At 63.8% G+C, this 16,677-nt stretch carries 9 protein-coding genes; all 9 read right to left on the bottom strand.

Annotated elements, in window-relative coordinates; all coding sequences use genetic code 11:
* Nucleotides 1-317: 317 nt before the first annotated feature.
* The 9 genes from JQ573_RS07665 to JQ573_RS07625 all read right to left on the bottom strand — a co-directional run bounded on the left by JQ573_RS07665 (nt 318) and on the right by JQ573_RS07625 (nt 16,615).
* Entirely contained in the window at nt 318-2,351 is a 2,034-nt protein-coding gene (locus JQ573_RS07665; protein WP_212311660.1) for a tetratricopeptide repeat protein, read from the bottom strand.
* A complete protein-coding gene (locus JQ573_RS07660) occupies nt 2,351-3,697 on the bottom strand; it encodes an HlyD family type I secretion periplasmic adaptor subunit (protein WP_212311017.1) in 1,347 nt (448 codons plus the stop codon). The genes JQ573_RS07665 and JQ573_RS07660 overlap by 1 nt, the downstream gene beginning before the upstream one ends.
* Nucleotides 3,687-5,921: a peptidase domain-containing ABC transporter gene (locus tag JQ573_RS07655; protein WP_212311018.1), complete on the bottom strand. Its 2,235-nt coding sequence runs from the start codon at nt 5,919-5,921 to the stop codon at nt 3,687-3,689. Before JQ573_RS07655 ends, JQ573_RS07660 begins: the two co-directional genes overlap by 11 nt.
* Before the next feature lie 196 nt (nt 5,922-6,117).
* On the bottom strand, nt 6,118-6,732 hold the full coding sequence (locus JQ573_RS07650; RefSeq protein WP_212311661.1) for a methyltransferase domain-containing protein: 615 nt from the start codon (nt 6,730-6,732) through the stop codon (nt 6,118-6,120).
* 341 nt (nt 6,733-7,073) lie between these two features.
* A complete protein-coding gene (locus JQ573_RS07645) occupies nt 7,074-8,960 on the bottom strand; it encodes a calcium-binding protein (protein WP_212311019.1) in 1,887 nt (628 codons plus the stop codon).
* A 211-nt stretch (nt 8,961-9,171) separates the two neighbouring features.
* Complete coding sequence (locus JQ573_RS07640) at nt 9,172-10,614, bottom strand: calcium-binding protein (protein WP_212311020.1); 1,443 nt, start codon at nt 10,612-10,614, stop codon at nt 9,172-9,174.
* 672 nt (nt 10,615-11,286) lie between these two features.
* The gene (locus JQ573_RS07635) at nt 11,287-12,441 is read right to left on the bottom strand and encodes a glycosyltransferase (RefSeq protein ID WP_212311021.1); all 1,155 of its coding nucleotides are present in this window, start codon (nt 12,439-12,441) and stop codon (nt 11,287-11,289) included.
* On the bottom strand, nt 12,438-14,432 hold the full coding sequence (locus JQ573_RS07630) for an alginate lyase family protein (RefSeq protein ID WP_212311022.1): 1,995 nt from the start codon (nt 14,430-14,432) through the stop codon (nt 12,438-12,440). Before JQ573_RS07630 ends, JQ573_RS07635 begins: the two co-directional genes overlap by 4 nt.
* Nucleotides 14,429-16,615 (bottom strand): bi-domain-containing oxidoreductase, encoded by a 2,187-nt coding sequence (locus JQ573_RS07625; RefSeq protein WP_212311023.1) that lies wholly within the window; start codon nt 16,613-16,615, stop codon nt 14,429-14,431. Before JQ573_RS07625 ends, JQ573_RS07630 begins: the two co-directional genes overlap by 4 nt.
* Nucleotides 16,616-16,677: the final 62 nt, after the last annotated feature.

Genomic DNA, 16,677 nt, shown 5'->3' with positions numbered 1-16,677 from the left:
GCCAACGTTTAACGCCGGCTCCAGTTTCTTTCCCGGTCACGCGGACGTTCGATCCCGGGATCACATTGCCTGACACGCTCCAGATCGTGACCTCTCGGTTCTTATCGATCATCTTCACACAACCAGAGGTGCAATGAGCATTTATTCCGCGAACCCACATTAACGCAATCTCTCTATCGTCGATATGAAAGCCATTGTTAGTTCTGCCCAGATTGTCACGCGGACATGCACGCTTCCGTGCCTTCGCGCCCAAAAACAAAGCCGTTCACCGTCTCTGTCATTGCTTGCGCGCGACGTGATGTCCGCCTCCAACAATCTCAGCCGGCGCTCTCGCCCATCGCCTGCAGACGACGCAGCGCACCTTCGTTGTTCTGCTGCGCCGCCTGTCGATACCAACGCAGCGCCTGATCGCGGTCCTGCGCGACGCCGTTGCCGGCACGCAGTGCATCGCCAATGGCGAGCTGGGCTTCGGCCATGCCCTGCTCCGCAGCTGCCGCGAACCACTCGGCCGCCTTCGCCGGATCGGCGTAGCGGCCCTGTCCTCGTCCGAGCATCACGGCAAGGTTGTATTGCGCGGTGGTGTGGCCCTGGCGCGCCGCGGCCTCATACCATTTCACGCCCTGGGCAAGATCCTGCTCGATGCCCTGCCCGGTGCAATACATCACCGCGAGCTTGAACTGCGCTGCGGCGCTGCCGCCTTCGGCGGCCTTGACGATCCAGCCGGCGGCCGCCTGCGGATCCTTGAGGGCGCTCTTGGGATCGGAATACAGCAACGCCAACGTGTGCTGGGCCTCGACATGGCCGGCACTTGCCGCGCGCTTGAACCATTGCGCCGCGGCCGGTAGATCGACGGCGCCACCGGACCTTCCCATGTGGAGCCCGCCCAACTGGAATGCCGCGGCGGAATGACCGACCTCGGCGGCATCGGTGAGCAGCGTGCGTGCCTGCGCAAGACCGGCTTCGGATGGCTCCTGCTGGATGAGAAACAGGGCATAGGCCGTCTTTGCATCGGCGTCGCCGCCCTTGGCAGCCTTGCTGAGCCATTCGGCAGCGCGTACCTGGTCGCGCGGCACACCGTTGCCCGCCGCGTAGAGCCGGCCGAGTTGCACGCCTGCGGCGCTGATGCCTCCCTCTGACGCGCGCTCGAACCACTTGATCGCGGCCGCGACATCGCGCGTCACGCCGTTGCCGTTGAGATAGAACACCGCGATGTTGTGGGCCGCCGTGGCATGGCCGCTCTCGGCGGCGCGTTCGAACCATTTCGCAGCCTGGCGGATGCTCGGCGGAACGCCGGTGCCGGTGGCGTAGAAGCGCCCGGTAAAGAACTGCGCCTGCGCGTCGCCGCGCTCGGCCGCCTTCTCGTACCAGTACGCCGCCTCGCGCAGATCCGGCTCGGCTGCGGTGCCGAGCGCATAGAACTCGGCCAGCGCCTGGATCGCCGGCAGGTAATCCTTCCGTGCCGCCTTGCGCAGCGCGGTCTCGGCCTTGTCGAGGTCCTTGGCCACCCCTTTGCCGCTCAGCCGCAACAGCGCGATGTTGTAGAGCGCGATGGTATCGTCATGCGCAGCGGCACTCTGGAACAGCCGCGCGGCTTCTTCGACATTTTCGGGAAGTCCGGTGCCCTTGAGGCACATGAAGGCGAGCGCCACCTGCGCGCGGACATGCCCACGCTCCGCGGCTTTTTGATACCAGATCGCGGCCTGCGCAAAATCGACGGGAACGCCGCGTCCCTGATAATGCACGTCACCGAGCGCGAATTCGCCGGCCGCCGCCTTCTGCTCGGCCGCGGCCTCGTACCAGCGCAGGGCAACAGCGTGATCCTTGGCGCAGCCTTGCCCGTTGGCGTACATGTCGCCCAGGAGCGCCTGTGCGTCCGCCTTGCCGGCCTCCGCCGCCACCGACATCCAGAGGAAGGCGGCGTCGAGGTCCCTCGGCACGCCGATCCCGTTCGGGAACACCAGATCGTGGAGGTTGGTGGCCTTGTCACCCAGCCGCGCTGCGGTGGACTGCCGCCACATCTCGGGCCTGTTCGGTCCGAGCGCGGCCTGAAACCCGTGGAAGTAGATCAAGCCAAGCTGGAATTGCGCTTCGGTGTGTCCGTTCAGGGCGGCGCGTTCATACCATGCGACCGCGTCCGGAATGTTGCCGATGACGCCCTCGTTCCTCGCGTAGAGCAGCCCGATCCGGTAATCCGCCTCCGGGTTGCCCGCTCGCGACGCAAGCCGCCACAAGCGCAGCGCCTCGAGATATTGCCGGTTCTCGTAAGCCTCCAGTCCCCGTTCAAACTGCGAAGAGTCTGAACGGGAGGAACCGGGCCGGAGCAAGTCGAGAAGGGATCGCGTCGATACCATCATGGCTCGCGCATTGCTTCTTTTGCACTGCGCAGCATGCCGCCGAGCAGATACATTGCCACCGATCGGGTGCCGACATTGACATCGCCCTGCAACGTCATGCCGGGAATGAGGCGGAAATTCCTCGGAACATCCTTGAAGTTGGTCTCGTCGACGGAGCATCGCGCCTTGTAGTAGGCATCGACCGGCTTTCCGTCATCATCGGTCGTGAAGGCGCCTTCGCTGATCCAGCGAATCTTGCCCTGCGCCGTACCGTGCTCCGCCGCGTTGAACGCATCGACCTTCATGGTGCAGGGGTCGTTCGGCCGGACGAAGCCGACGTCGCGCGACAGGATCTGGATCTCCGCCTCGAGCCGCGTCTTGAGCGGCATCAGCGTGATGAAGGGATCGCCCGGCTTCAGCACCGACCCGACCGAAAGCTTGGCGAGGGTCAGGACGACCGAGGGCTCGGCCGCCGTCCATCGCACCAGGTCCTGATGCTTGATGGCCTTGTCATAGTTTGAGCGGGCGGTATCCAGGCTGTTGCGCGTCGTGACCAGATCCTGGCTCAGCTGCGCATTCCATTGCTCGGTGAAGGCCTTGCGATCGGCTTTCAACGATTCCAGCTGATGTTGCGCTTCCAGCAAGGTGTTGTGAGTGTTGTCGATCTGACGCAACAACTCCAGGCGATTATCCTGTGACAGATACAGGTTCAGCTTGGACCCGCTGCCGCTTTCGGCAAGCGTCGAGCGCATGTCCTCGATCTTGCCGGCGATCTCGGCACGTTGACTGTAGCGCTCGTCGTCCTTCTTCGACTTCTGGATCGTCGCTTCGGTCTGACTGATCTTGGAGTCGAAGCTGTTCACCTGCGCATTGTACTGGGCGACGCGCTGGTCGTAGAGCGCCTTCTGCAAGGCGTTGTACCGGGTGGCTTCCGGATCGTTGGACTGACCGAATGTCAGCGGCTTTCCGGACAATTCGGCCTCGTCGCGGGCAACCTGTGCGTCAAGGCTTGCGATCTGCAGCTTGTACTGCGTCACATCGGCCACGGTGAAGGTCGAGTCGAGGGTTGCGAGCAGCTGACCCGTCTCGACCTGCTCACCTTCCCGAACATCGATCGTCTTGATGATCGACGCGTCCAGGGCCTGCAGCACGTTGATCTGATCGACCGGAACGATCCGGCCGCCCACGCTGGTGATGACCCGATCGACGCGCGTGAAGCACATGATCGCCACGATGGAGACCATGAACGCCGACAGCACGAACAGCGTCGCGCGGGCCAGCAACGGCTCAGCCGCCTCGCGGATGGCATCGGTTTCGGACTGGAACTGGCGAACGGTCGCGAGCGAAGCCTGATTAGGAGACAAGGGTCGGACTCCTGAAGTTCTTCTCGTTGCGGCCCGCCGGCACCAGATGGGTATTCTGCTGGTACCAGAGCGAGCTGTAGATGTCGTTTCGCTCCAGAAGCTCGTCGTGGCGCCCGATATCGTTGACCACGCCGCGATTGAGCACGAGGATCGCGTCGGCCTTCGTGAGCGACGACAGCCGGTGCGAGATGATGATCAGCGTGCGCCCCTGGGCGATCCGCGAAATATTCGCGTTCACGATCGTCTCGCTCTCGGCATCGAGCGCGCTGGTCGCTTCGTCCAGGATCAGGATCGGCGGATTGACGATCAGCGCGCGTGCGATCGCGAGGCGCTGACGCTGCCCGCCGGAAAGATTCGTGGATCCCTCGTAGATATAGGTCTCGTAGCCGCGCGGCAGCTTGTCGATGAACTCCTCGGCACCGGCCAAACGCGCCGCCCTGACAATGTCGTCGAAGGTCGCATCGGGCTTTGCGGCTGAAATGTTCTCGCGGATCGTGCCGCTGAACAGGAAGTTCTCCTGCAGCACGACGCCGACGTTGCGCCGGAGATGGTCGACATCGTATTCGCGGACATCGATGCCGTCGACCTTGATCAAGCCGCCGTAGTCGGAGTGCAGCCGCTGCAACAGCCGCGTGATCGTGGTCTTGCCTGAGCCGCTCTTGCCCATCACGCCCAGCGTCGTGCCGAGTGGAATCTCGAACGAGACGTTGTTCAGCGCCGGCGACACCGCTCCCTTGTACTTGAACGTGACGCCGGAGAATTCGACCAGTCCCTTGAGCGGGACCCTCACGCCATGGCCGGAACGTCCCTCCTCGGGCGGCTGATTCACCAGCCTGCCGACGATCGTGACCGCCGTGCGGGCCTCGTCGTACTGGTTGATGAGCTGGGCCATCTGCATCAGCGGGCCGGCCACACGTTGCGACAGCATCAGAAAGGCAAACAGCGCGCCGACATAGACCGGATCGCCGCTCGACACGGCCAGGTAGACACCGAACGCATAGGGCGCACTCACCGCCAACCGTTCCAATGGGCGCACCACCGTCTGGATGGCGGTTCCGGTCAGGCCTTCGGCAAGACGCGCCTTGGCGACGCGCGCCACAAGCACATCCCACATGTGGCGCTGCCGCGTATCGAGCGCCAGCGATTTGATGGTCCGCATGCCGTTCAGGCTCTGGATCAGGAACGCGCCCTGTGCGCCTTCGGCCGCCAGGGTTGCCGAGGACTTCTTCCGGTAGGTCGGCAGCATCAGGACAAGCCAGGTTACGATCACCCCGGCAAAGGCAAGAACCATCAGCGTCATGATGGGACTGAAGAAGAACATGACCGGCAGGAAGAAGAACAGCGTCGTCGAATCGAGAACGGTCCCGAACAACTGCCCGGTGAGGAAGCCGCGAATTCGAAACACCTCGCGGATGTCCCGCGAGATCAGGCCGACCGCGTTCTGCTCGAAGTAGTCGATCGGCAGATTGAGCACTTTCTCGAACACGTAGGTCGACAGCTTGACGTCGAGGCGGGCTGTCAAGCGCTGCACCAGATACTGCCGCAGGAACGTGAATGCCGCCTCGAACATGATGACCACGAACATGGCGATACACAGCACGTAGAACGTGTTGTAGGCCTTGTAGAAAATGACCTTGTCGGAGAGCAGCCGCCAGAACATGATCGGTGCCAGGCCCATGAAGCCCAGGATCAGCGCCGCGATCGCGACGTCGCGCAGGATCCGCCGCTCGCGGAACAGCAATGCGGTGACAAAGCCGAAGCTGAACGGCTGGGTCTCGTCGGAGATCTCGTAATCGCGCTTGGCCATGACGACGTCACCCGACCAGATGTCCTCAAAGCGCGGTTGATCGATGACGAGCAGCGCATCCTCACTCGCGTTCGGATCCTGCAAGACCACCCGGGTGCTGTTTTCATCGCCTTCGAGGCGCAGCAAGACCATGTGGCTGCCATCGCGCAGGCGAACGATTGCCGGCAGCGCCCGCTTGAGATGGCTCAGCCCCTTCCAGTCCAGCGTGACGGCCTTTGCCGTCATGCCCGAGGAATTCGCGCACTTCAAAAGCTCGGCAAGCGTGACTTCCTGGTCGCCCAGGAGATTATCATGGATGAGCTGGGACGGGGTCAGGTGCAAACCATGCTGTCTTGCCACGATGACGAGACAGGCGAGACCCGAGGGCGGCAGCGCCTCCACCGAAGGTGCGCCGACGAGCGAGAGGTGTTTGGTCATGGAAGCCTCGAGGTTTCGACTGCGCAAGATCCGGTCCCTAGCGAGATATAACTTATCACTGTTAGTTCGCTAACGCAGCATTTTCAGCGCATGGTTCCGAAAAGATATGTGTCGCAACAAGCACAGAAGCCAGTTCCGGCCATTGCTACCGGTGGTTTAACCACGGAACCATTATAACATTATTTAACATCGACGATCACGGGGCGGCGATCTCCGTCTCCCGGAAGTCGAAGCCGCAGGCCTCGAGCTGCGGCCGGATCCGCCTCTCCTCGGCCTCCGGCATGAGCGCCAAGGCGCAGACCTCGAAGTTCCCGCTGCGAACGGACACCGTCGGAAACCCGGCGCTCAGCAGCAGGTTTCCCATCCGGTCGCACGAAAACCCGGTCTTGTGCGCCATGTGGTGACGTCCCTGCTCGATCGCGCCGGAATGCCCGTAGATCATATCAAGTGGCCGGATCGGACCGGCCGGCGAGACATAGGCGACCGCACCGAGACCCTGGGTCAGCATGTGCTGAGCCACCGCCTCCAGGTCGGGCGACATGATCAGCGCGAATCCGTCCGGTTTGAGAACCTCGCGGAACTGGACGAATGTGGGATGTATCTCATGGGCATAGAGATGCTCCATCAGATGGGAGCACCAGATCGCGTCGAACGAGGCCGGCCGGCACAGTTTGGCGAGATCGGTAATCGAGCCGACGATGTCCGGAGACACGCTGCCGTCGACATCGAGGCGAACCTCCTCCCACTCATGCGACGTCAGGAGCGGCTGGATCCGCTTGGCAACCGTCGATCCAGCACCGGCGTTCAGCATTTTCTTCTTGGCCAATTCGAGAGCTCCGCGGTTCGCGCATTAAGCGGCTGATTTCTGCAGCGATCGCTCGTCTTGACCAAAGTTGCCGGCGCCGCGGGAAAGGCCACGGCACCACTCAATCGAGCGAGCCACACGCCTTTACAAAAGCTACGTGGTCCGAATGTGACGAACTAACGTTCTAACGTCCGTTAACGGAATGCCTGGAGCGGAACTTGAGACGGAACTCGCCCGATCCGACGCCGAATGATCGACAAGTTCCGATCACCGTGTTCGCACACCGACGAAAGGGCCGCCCAACCGAGGTCGAGGCGGCCCCCTCACTTCGTGAAGGCCTGGGATGTTTACAACCTGGTCGAGTGACCCTCGTTGAAGATCAGGTATTCGATGTTGCTGATCTGGGTCACCTGGCCATTGCTGAAGTTGATGTCCAGAGAACCGTCCTTGCCCGCACTAATGTCGGTCACATCGGTCGAGGCGTGATCCAGGAAGGTCAGCGAGTCCTTGCTGCCGGCGCCGCCGTCGATGGTGTCCTTGCTGTGGAGGTTGGACAGGTAGAAGTAGTCCTGACCCGAGCCGCCGACCATCGAGGCCGTGCCGGTGGCGGAGCCGACGAACGACGAACCGCCATTGCCGCCGATCAGCGTCTGCGTGCCCGAGCCGGCGACCATCGTATCGTGGCCGGAGCCGCCATGCAGCGTGTCGTTGCCGGCACCGCCATAGAGCGAGTCGTTGCCGTCACCGCCATAGAGCGAGGTCGCATGCGAGGCATCGCTGCCCGAATAAAGCACGTCGTTGCCTGCGCCGCCGTATTCCGCAACAGTGCCGGTACCGCCGACCAGCAGGTCGCTGCCCGCGCCGCCATCCAGCGAGTCGGCACCGGCACCGCCATAGAGCGAATCGTTGCCGTCACCGCCGTAGAGTGAAGTCGCGTGCAAGGCATCGCTGCCCGAGTAGAGCACGTCGTTGCCGCTGCCGCCGTATTCGGCAACAGTGCGGATACCGCCGACCAGCAGGTCGCTGCCCGCGCCGCCATCCAGCGAGTCGGCACCGGTACCGCCATAGAGCGAGTCGTTGCCCGCACCGCCGTCCAGGATCGTGCCGTGCGCCGCATCGGAGTGCGAGTAGATCGCGTCGTTGCCGCTGCCACCATACTCCGCAACAGTCCCGGCAGCGCCGATCAGCAGGTCGTTGCCGGCACCGCCGTCCAGCGTGTCGGAACCGATATTGGCAGGATTATACCCTGCACCGGCAACCAGCGTGTCGTCGCCCTCACCGCCATCGAGCAACGTGCCGAGCCCATAACCGGCGCCTGAATAGAGAACGTCGTTGCCGCTGCCACCGTACTCCGCAGCAGTGGCGACGCCGCCCTTCAGCAGGTCATCACCGGCGCCGCCATCCAGCGTGTCGGCAACGGCACTGGCACCACCTTCCAGCGTGTCGTTGCCGTCACCGCCCGACAGGAACGAGCCGTACCACGCAAACAAGTTCGCGTAGAGCAGGTCGTCGCCGGCGCCGCCGTAGAGCTGATCGCTGTACGTGCCGGCGACCAACGTGTCATTGCCCGCGCCGCCGTCGAGAGTCTCGTTGTAGAAACCCGCGCTCAACCAGTCGTCACCGGCGCCACCATACAGGCGATCATTGCCCCAGCCACCGAACAGCACGTCGTTGCCGCTACCGCCGTCCAGCGTGTTGATCCGGTCCAGTGAGTCCAGCGAGCTGCCGGACAGCAGGGTATCGTCGCCGCTACCGCCATGCAGGTCCGACCAGTCGCTGCCATAAAGCCAGTCGTTGCCGGCGTCGCCGTAAATCTGGGTGTGGCCCACGCCGCCACCGTACACCGTATCGTTGCCGGCCCCGGCAAGAACCGTGGTACCGCGGTTGTTGTTGATGGTGATATCGTCGTTGCCGTCGCTGGTCGCGACTACCACCGGGGCGGCGCCGTTCACGGTCAGCGTCACGTCGCTCTTGGTGGCTTCGATGATCGCCTTCAGATTGGGGTCAAGCTTGATCGTATTGTTGGCATTGGTTTCGATCAGAACATTGGCGTTCGGATCCGGGTTGCTGATCCCGGCGCCCACCTCGACCGGGATCGTCGCGCCGTCATCGGGGCTGGTGTAACCGATCCCCGCGCTGATCAGATAGTCGAGAATCTGTTGCCGGGCTGCGTGATCGATCGTGGAGCTGATCGCGACCTTGAGCCCCGTCTGGTTCAGGTTTTGCGTCACCATCGATGGAGCCCCTGCTTCGACGCGCTACATCATCTCTAAGCAAATACTCAAATGATCTCGGTGGTTCACAATTGGAGCAGGCAGCAACACTGCGACATTATCAGACAGCGTTTGATAGCACCACCTGTAATCGCAAAAAATCGCCGCCTCAACCAGAGTTGAGGCGGCGCCCTTGCTTAGTGCAGAACTAGTCTAGTGCAGACCTGGGATCTTACAGCTTGGTCGAGTGACCATCGTTGAAGATCAGGTATTCGATGTTGCTGATCTGCGTCACCTGGCCATTGCTGAAGTTGACGTCCAGAGAACCATCCTTGCCCGCGGTGATACCGGTCACATCGGTCGAGGCGTGATCCAGGAAGGTCAGCGAGTCCTTGTTGCCGGCACCACCGTCAATGGTGTCGCTGCTGTGGAGGTTCGACAGGTAGAAGTAGTCCTGACCAGAGCCGCCGACCATCGAGGCCGTACCGGAGGCGGAGCCAACGAACGAGTCGTTGCCGCCGCCGCCGAGCAGCGTCTGGTTGCCCGAGCCGGCGACCAGCGTGTCGCTGCCGGAGCCGCCATACAGCGTGTCGTTGCCGGCACCGCCATAGAGCGAGTCGTTGCCGTCACCGCCGTAGAGCGACGTCGCATGCGAGGCATCGCTGCCCGAGTAGAGCACGTCCTTGCCGCTGCCGCCGTACTCGGCAACAGTTCCGGTACCGCCGACCAGCAGGTCGTTGCCGGCGCCGCCATACAGCGTGTCGGCACCCGCACCGCCGTACAGCGAGTCGTTGCCGGCACCGCCGTCCAGGATCGAGCCGTGCGAGGCATCCGAGTTCGAGTAAAGTGCGTCGTTGCCTGCACCGCCGTAGAGCTGGTTGTTGCCCGCGCCGCCGATCAGGACGTCATTGCCCTTGCCGCCTTCGAGAACCTGGTTGCCCGAACCGCCGGTCAGTGTGTCGTTGCCGTCGCCGCCGAACAGGCGATCATTGCCGGCACCGCCGTACAGCGCATCGTTGCCCTTGCCGCCATCCAGCGTGCTGGAATTGCCAGCGGTGCTGCCGGACACCAGCACGTCGTTGCCGGTACCGCCATTCAGCTCGGACGAGCTGCCGCCGTAGAGCGTGTCGTTGCCGGAGCCACCGTTCAAGGTGTCGGCACCGGTGCCGAACAGCAGATCGTTGCCTTTGCCGCCATCGAGCGTGCTGTGACCGGAGACGTTGTCGATCAGCACATCGTTGCCGTTGCCGCCGTCGATCGAATCGTGACCCGCACCACCGAAGACCGTGTCGTTGCCGTTGCCGGCAAAAACCGTGGTGTCGCCGGTGTTGTTGAGGAAGATCTGATCGTTGCCGTTGCCGGTCGCGACCAGCACCGGGGTGCTGCCGTTCACCGTCAGCGTCACGTCCTTGTTGGTGGCCTCGATGATCGCCTTCAGGTTGGCGTCGGTGGTGACAGTGTTATTCGGATTGGTTTCGACGAGAACGTTGGCGTTCGGATCGGGGTTGCTGATGCCGGCGCCTACCTGCACCGGGATCGAGCTGCCGTCATCCGGGCTGGTGTACCCGATGCCTGCGTTGATCAGATAGTCAAGAATCTGTTGCTGGGTCGCGTGATCGATCGTGGAGTTGATCGCATGTTTGAGGTCAGTCTGGTCGAGATTGTAAGTCGCCATCGATGTAGCCCCTGCTTGGGATACGAGGATTCAAGCCGCTCGCCCGCACGTAAGCTGTTGAATCACAACCAGTTTGTTGCGACGCAGCTCAAATGTGGACACACGTTACGAACTTGTTAAGTCCATTGTTAAGTCCGCAATACCGGAGTGTCAATCAGCAATGCGCTATTAACGTCTGGTTCCATGAGACTTATGTGAGACTTAGCGGCGCCTCGGTCGCTGACTAACATTCAGCGCAGGCAGCTCACAAATGTTAGCCGCGATGCAAAAAAGGGTAGTGATTATACGGGGTTTCATCCGGTCCCAAGATGGCGCCAGGGCGCGGAATTTCGCAGCCTTTGCGCGCGCTTCGACGGGATTTTCTGGTCTGAAAAAATATTTCTGCGCCGCGTGTGAGCTTTTTCAGAAAAGCGTCAAACTTCACAACCGGCCGGCAAGCGGAGCGGCGTTATGCCGGGCTCCGGTTGCAGGCTGCGAGCGGCAAGCGGGCGAAAACCGGGAAATCGATCACAGAATCGGGCAATTCGGCCGCCCGGCTAAAGCCGAAGCGGACCCAGATCAAGCGCCCAATATAACAAATTAACATTAGATTCGTCGGAACCCGTTAGGGACAAGAGCGCGGCAACCGGCAAGACGGCGACCGATCACGGGCAAGGCATCCGTCTGTGGCAATCATCCAGCGGCCGCGCGCGCGTAGATGGCCTCGAGCAGCCGCAGATTCTCGTCCGGCGCGTAGCGCTCGAGATAGGCGGTCCGCGCAGCCTGCCCCCATGCCGTTGCGCGATCGGGGGCGTCCAGAAGTTCAACAATCCGCTGTCCGAGCCCGGCCGCATCGCCCGGCGGCACCAATGCGCCGGTCTTGCCGGCGCTCACCACCTCGGCAAGTCCGCCGATCTCGGATGCGATCACCGGCGTACCCTGCGCAAAGGCTTCGACCACGACCATCGGAAATCCCTCGTACCATAGTGACGGCACGACCAATGCCCGGGCACTCGCCATCTCCCGAAGGACGTCTGCACGCGAGCGCGCGCCGAGGAACCTGACATTGGCGGGCGCCCGAGCCTCAAGCGCAGCGCGCTCCGGTCCTTCACCTACGATCCGCAACGGCATGCCGGTCCCCGCAACAGCGGCGAGCAATACGCCGACGCCCTTCTCGCGGCTCAGCCGTCCGACATAGAGCAGCCCTGTGCGCGGCATCGCCGGATCGGGTGCACCGGGATCGGCCATGAAGTTCGGCTTCACGTCGATCCGGCCGGCATCGAAGCCGGCCTGCGTGAACAACGTTCGGGCAAACTGCGTCAGCGCAATCAGGCGCAGACCGGGACGCGTCCAGGTGCCGCGGCGCTGGTGCCGCGCGATCATGTAGGCCGAGGCCAGCGAGCCCGGCAGCGATCCGCGGTAGCAGCGGTGCACGACGCCCCAGAGATGGCCGCGGTCCAGGCATTTGTGGCAGATGCGGCCGTCGCGCAGCAGCATGCCGCCGGTGCAGATGCTGCGATAATTGTGCAGCGTCACCACCGCAGGCACGCGCTGTTGCCGGCAGACATCGAACACGGCGGGCGAAAGCAGCGGGAAAAAATTGTGGACGTGGACGATGTCGGGGCGAAAGCGGCCGATCGCCTCCGCCATGGCCCGTCTTCCCTCCGCATTATCGGCGATCGACAGCGTCGTCGCGATCCGCGCGGCAAGCGAATTGATCGCTTCGTTGCTGACCGTGAGCGTCTCAACGCTGTGTCCAGCGTCGCGCAACAGGTCGACTTCCGCTTCGAACACGACGTCTTCGCCGCCGCGTCCCTGATACCTGTTGTGAGCGACCAGGATCTTCATGATCGGCGCGCCGGCTCGGGAAACCAGCGCAGCTCCGTCACCAGGCTTTGGCCGGCGGCCAGCGTTCCGGAGCCGATCAGCGTCGTCGCCGGCACCTTGAGATCGAACGACGGCGAATACCAGCCGGCCGGCACGGTTTCGTCACCGCGATACAGCGTCCAGCCGAGCGCCGCCGGCAGCTCGAGCTCGCCGCGTCCGCCCGGCCATGACAGGCGCGCGTTACGCCCCTCGAGCTCGCATTCGACGTCGGGACCAAGATGCCAGCTGAGGCTCGCCGGCACCGCAAGTCCCTCATCGGCAAGCACAATATCCGTGACGACGAGCCGCGCCGCCAGACGCTGCAATTGCACCGAACGGCGATGCACGAGACGATCTGCTGTGTCCTGATATCCCGAATGCTCCGCGACCCAGCTTGCGTCCGCATCACGATCGTCCAGGCCGCTCGATGCGATCAGCCGGCTCTGCGCATGCCGCGTCCAGAGAAACGGCCCGCCCGACACCGACTGGTCGCGCCCGAACAGGCAGAGCGTGTTGTGCGCCAGCGTCGAACGGAAATAGGCACGCCATCGCGGATCGCCGTGATAGCAATAGGTGCCGGGGTCGGCGAGGATATCGACGCCGCCGATCCTGCATTCGAGCGACAGCGCATCCGCATGGGCATGCCCCGCAATGCGGCCGAAGCCATGCGGGCCGTGATCGCAGCGGCACCACACCGCTCGGCCGGGATCGACCAGAAAGGTCTGTCCCGCCTCATCAAGCAAATGCGGGCGGCCCGCGGGCCGCGCGGCGATCGCACGCGCCTTGATGCCGTCGGTCAGAAAAAACGTGCGCAGATCGGACTCCGGCAGCTTGGGCCACCACGGCAGATCACCGAACAGGCGCGCGCCGGTGCCGAGCAAACCGAGCCAGCGATTGCCGGTGTGATCGTCTAGCAGCAGGCCAATGCCCTCGTCGCCATCGCCTTGACGTGGAGGATGACCGCGGTCGTCGAGCATGGTGGCAATGACGTCGCTCATGCGGCACATCGTGGTCCAGACCATTTCGTCCAATTGGTGCCCGGACGCTTCGCCCTGCACTGCCGCGGCCAGCAGCAGTTCGAGGACAAAGCCGTGGTAATCGGTCGCGAGCTCACGATTGCTGCCGCAGGCGAAGGTTTGCGCAACAGCTTCGTCTGCCAGCGTCCTGGCGGCATTCTGGCGCCACAGCGCGCTGTCGCGGAAAAAGGGAAACACGCAGGCCGCCACGAACTGCCCGGCAGCCTCCGCGATGATGTGGTTGTTGGCGGAGGAGCCACGGCTCGGGAACTGCGACAACCAGTATTGATGCGCGTAAAGCTGCGTCAGGAACTGCTCGTTGTCCTCGAACAATGCAGGCGCGCCGGGCCAGTTCTGCAGCAGCTGGCGCACCCAGGCCCACGAGATCAGCCGCACGCCGAGCTCGATGCCGCTGATCCAGTGCGGGCCACGCGGAAACGGATTTTCGCGCCACCAGCTTGTGAGATGCGCGGCCACGCGCCTGGCGTAGCGTTCGTCCGAGGTCAGGTAATACGCCGACGCGAGCACCGTGAGATGGTGGTGACGCGACGGCTCCCAGATGTATTTGATGTTCCCGACCGCGGCCTCGTCGCGATAGGGCACCACAAACGCGTACATGTCAGCAGGCGCCCGCTTGCCGCTTCTGATATCGACGAACCAGTCCGGCCGTTCGCCCAGGGCATCATGAACTCTGGCGAAGACCCGCCAATGTCCGGCGAGAATCCGGTCGGCAGCATGGATCAGCCGCCCGGTGGCCTGCTGCGGAGCGTACGCCGGCAAGGGCAGCGGCTTCAGCCGCGGCTGTCGCGGGCCTGGGGCAAGCCTGGCGCTGGCGTGTCGTGCGATATCGGGGGGAGTGATGCGCCAGAGCAGGCGCAGCAGCTGGTCGTTCACCCGGCCCGCAAGCTCGGACGGCTCCATGCGCTGCAGCCTGCGCAGATACCAGGCCGGGTTCATCTCACGCCGGTCAAGGCGCGTGCGACGCCCTGCTCCGCTGCGCCGATCGTCAGATCGACCGGCATCCCGGCGGCTGCGCTCTCCTGCACCGCGAGCGTTGCGCGGGTGGTCGCAAGCAGCGATGGGAGCCCGATCGGCATCGCGGCCCCCGATGCGACTGACGCAACGAAGGCATCCAGCATGGGCCGCTGCCCCTTGTCGAGCCGCGCTTTCTTCGCCGTCCGCTGTCCGGCGTGCCAGACCTCGAAGCCCGAGAAATTGTCCAAGGCGGCAAAGCCGGTGCTTGCCGATATTTCGAGCGCCTCCTTCGGCACACGCGGATCGCCGCCGGTGAGATAGCTGAGACTCGCAACCGAACCGTCGGCAAAGTCGAACGTGGCGACGAGATTGTCGACATCCTTACCCGCGGTACGCGCCGAGACGCGCACCGGCTGGGCGCCGAGCCACCAGGACAACACATCGATGAAATGCCCGCCCTCGCCGACGAAGCGGCTGCCCTCGCTCTCGGCCTGCAGATACCAGGATGATTTCTCCAGCGGGCCGGCGATGACGCGATACTGCAACATCTGCGGTCCTGCCGGCGCGAACGCCGCGCGCATGCCCTGCAGCAGCGGCGAGAAGCGGCGGTTGAAGCCGACCATCAGCCTGTTGTTGCCGGTCTCGCGGATCACCTGCTCCAATTGATCGAGCGCATCTGCATCGATCGCCAGCGGCTTCTCGACAAACACCGCCTTGCCGGCACGCAGCGCCTGCGCCGCGAGGTCGGCGTGGGAGGCGTGGCGCGTCGCGATCAGCACGGCATCGATGTCGTCGGCCTCGAGCACCGAGGCCGCATCCGTGGAGGCACGCGCGAAGCCGAACTTGCGCACAGCGGTAGCGCCGCTCAGGCCGGTATTGGTGGCGACCTCGACGAGATCGACGCGGGCGTTATTTGCAAGCTGCGGCAACAACATGCTGGAGGCGTAATTGCCCGCGCCGATGACGCCGAGCCGGACCCGGCCGCTGCGCAGCGCAACGGCCGGACGATAGACCATCTGCATCGCGCGGGGAGCGGCGTCCGGATAGGCGAACACCATGCCGAGACCGACCTCCCCCCGGCTCATGCGCTCGAATGCCGACGTCGCCTGCTCAAGCGGCACCACTTCGGAAATCAGCGACGAAAAATCGAGCCGCCCGTCGGCGAGCAGGGCGACGATCGCCTCCATGTTGCGCTTCTCGGTCCAGCGCACATGGCCGATCGGATAATCGATGCCGCCCTCCTCGTAGAGCGGGTCGTAGCGGCCGGGGCCGTAGGAGCGCGAGAAGCGAACGTCGAGCTCCTTGTCGTAGAATTCGTTCCACGGCAGGTTCAGCGTGCATTTGCCGATGTCGACGATGCGGCCGCGGTCGCGCAGCAACGCGGCCGAACGCGACGCGAGCTCCGGATCGTCGCTGCCCGCCGTGATGAACACGCAATCGACACCGTTGCCTGCGGTCAGCTGATCGATCCGGGCGCGAAACTCGGCCGCGGTATCATCCGATGCGACCGCACAGAGCGCGGCGCCCGCCGCCTCCGCCTGACGGCAGCGCGGCTCCAGCCTGTCGAGCCCGACGACCACGACACCGGCGCTGCGCAACAGGCGCACCATGATCTGCCCGATCAGGCCGAGGCCGATCACGCAGGCGGTCTCACCGAACCCGGCTTCCGACTGGCGCATCGCCTGCAACGCGATCGAGGCGATCGTCGTGAACGCGGCCTGGTCGAGCGCGGCACTGTCCGGCAGCGGCACGCAGAGGTTCACCGGCACCCAATTGTATTCAGCGTGGGTTGCATATTGATTGCCGCCGCAGCAGACCCGCTGGCCGACCGAGAAGCCGCCGACGCCCTCGCCGACTTCCACGACGGTGCCCGACAGCGAGTAACCGAGCGGCGTGTAGGAATCGAGCCGGTTGATCACCTTCTGATAAGTCGCAAGCAATCCCTGCTGGCGGACCGAGCGCACCACCTTGGCAACCTGGTCGGGGCGCGCACGCGCCTTGCCGAGCAGCGACAGGCGCCCCTCGGTGAACTTCATCATCTCGGTGCCGGTCGACACCGCCGAGAATGCCGTGCGCACCAAAACCCCGCCGGCGCGGCAGCGCGGCGCCGGCACGTCGATCAGCTTGAGCTCGCCGCTCTTATAGTTTTGCGCGATCTGCTTCACGGTCGGTTCAATCGCCTCAAGTTAACAGTGCCCGTTATATCGCGTCCGCCGCCCGCAATGAG

The sequence above is a fragment of the Bradyrhizobium sp. AUGA SZCCT0105 genome (assembly GCF_018129565.1).
Lineage (GTDB): Bacteria > Pseudomonadota > Alphaproteobacteria > Rhizobiales > Xanthobacteraceae > Bradyrhizobium.
Note: the sequence above shows the minus strand (reverse complement) of the source record. Positions and strands in the feature narration are given on the sequence as shown.

Excerpts from the sequence above, each read along its gene's own strand:
- JQ573_RS07665 (WP_212311660.1), bottom strand. The coding sequence starts at position 2,351 with ATGGTATCGACGCGATCCCTTCTCGACTTGCTCCGGCCCGGTTCCTCC.
- JQ573_RS07655 (WP_212311018.1), bottom strand. The coding sequence starts at position 5,921 with ATGACCAAACACCTCTCGCTCGTCGGCGCACCTTCGGTGGAGGCGCTG.
- JQ573_RS07650 (WP_212311661.1), bottom strand. The coding sequence starts at position 6,732 with ATGCTGAACGCCGGTGCTGGATCGACGGTTGCCAAGCGGATCCAGCCG.
- JQ573_RS07645 (WP_212311019.1), bottom strand. The coding sequence starts at position 8,960 with ATGGTGACGCAAAACCTGAACCAGACGGGGCTCAAGGTCGCGATCAGC.
- JQ573_RS07640 (WP_212311020.1), bottom strand. The coding sequence starts at position 10,614 with ATGGCGACTTACAATCTCGACCAGACTGACCTCAAACATGCGATCAAC.
- JQ573_RS07635 (WP_212311021.1), bottom strand. The coding sequence starts at position 12,441 with ATGAAGATCCTGGTCGCTCACAACAGGTATCAGGGACGCGGCGGCGAA.
- JQ573_RS07630 (WP_212311022.1), bottom strand. The coding sequence starts at position 14,432 with ATGAACCCGGCCTGGTATCTGCGCAGGCTGCAGCGCATGGAGCCGTCC.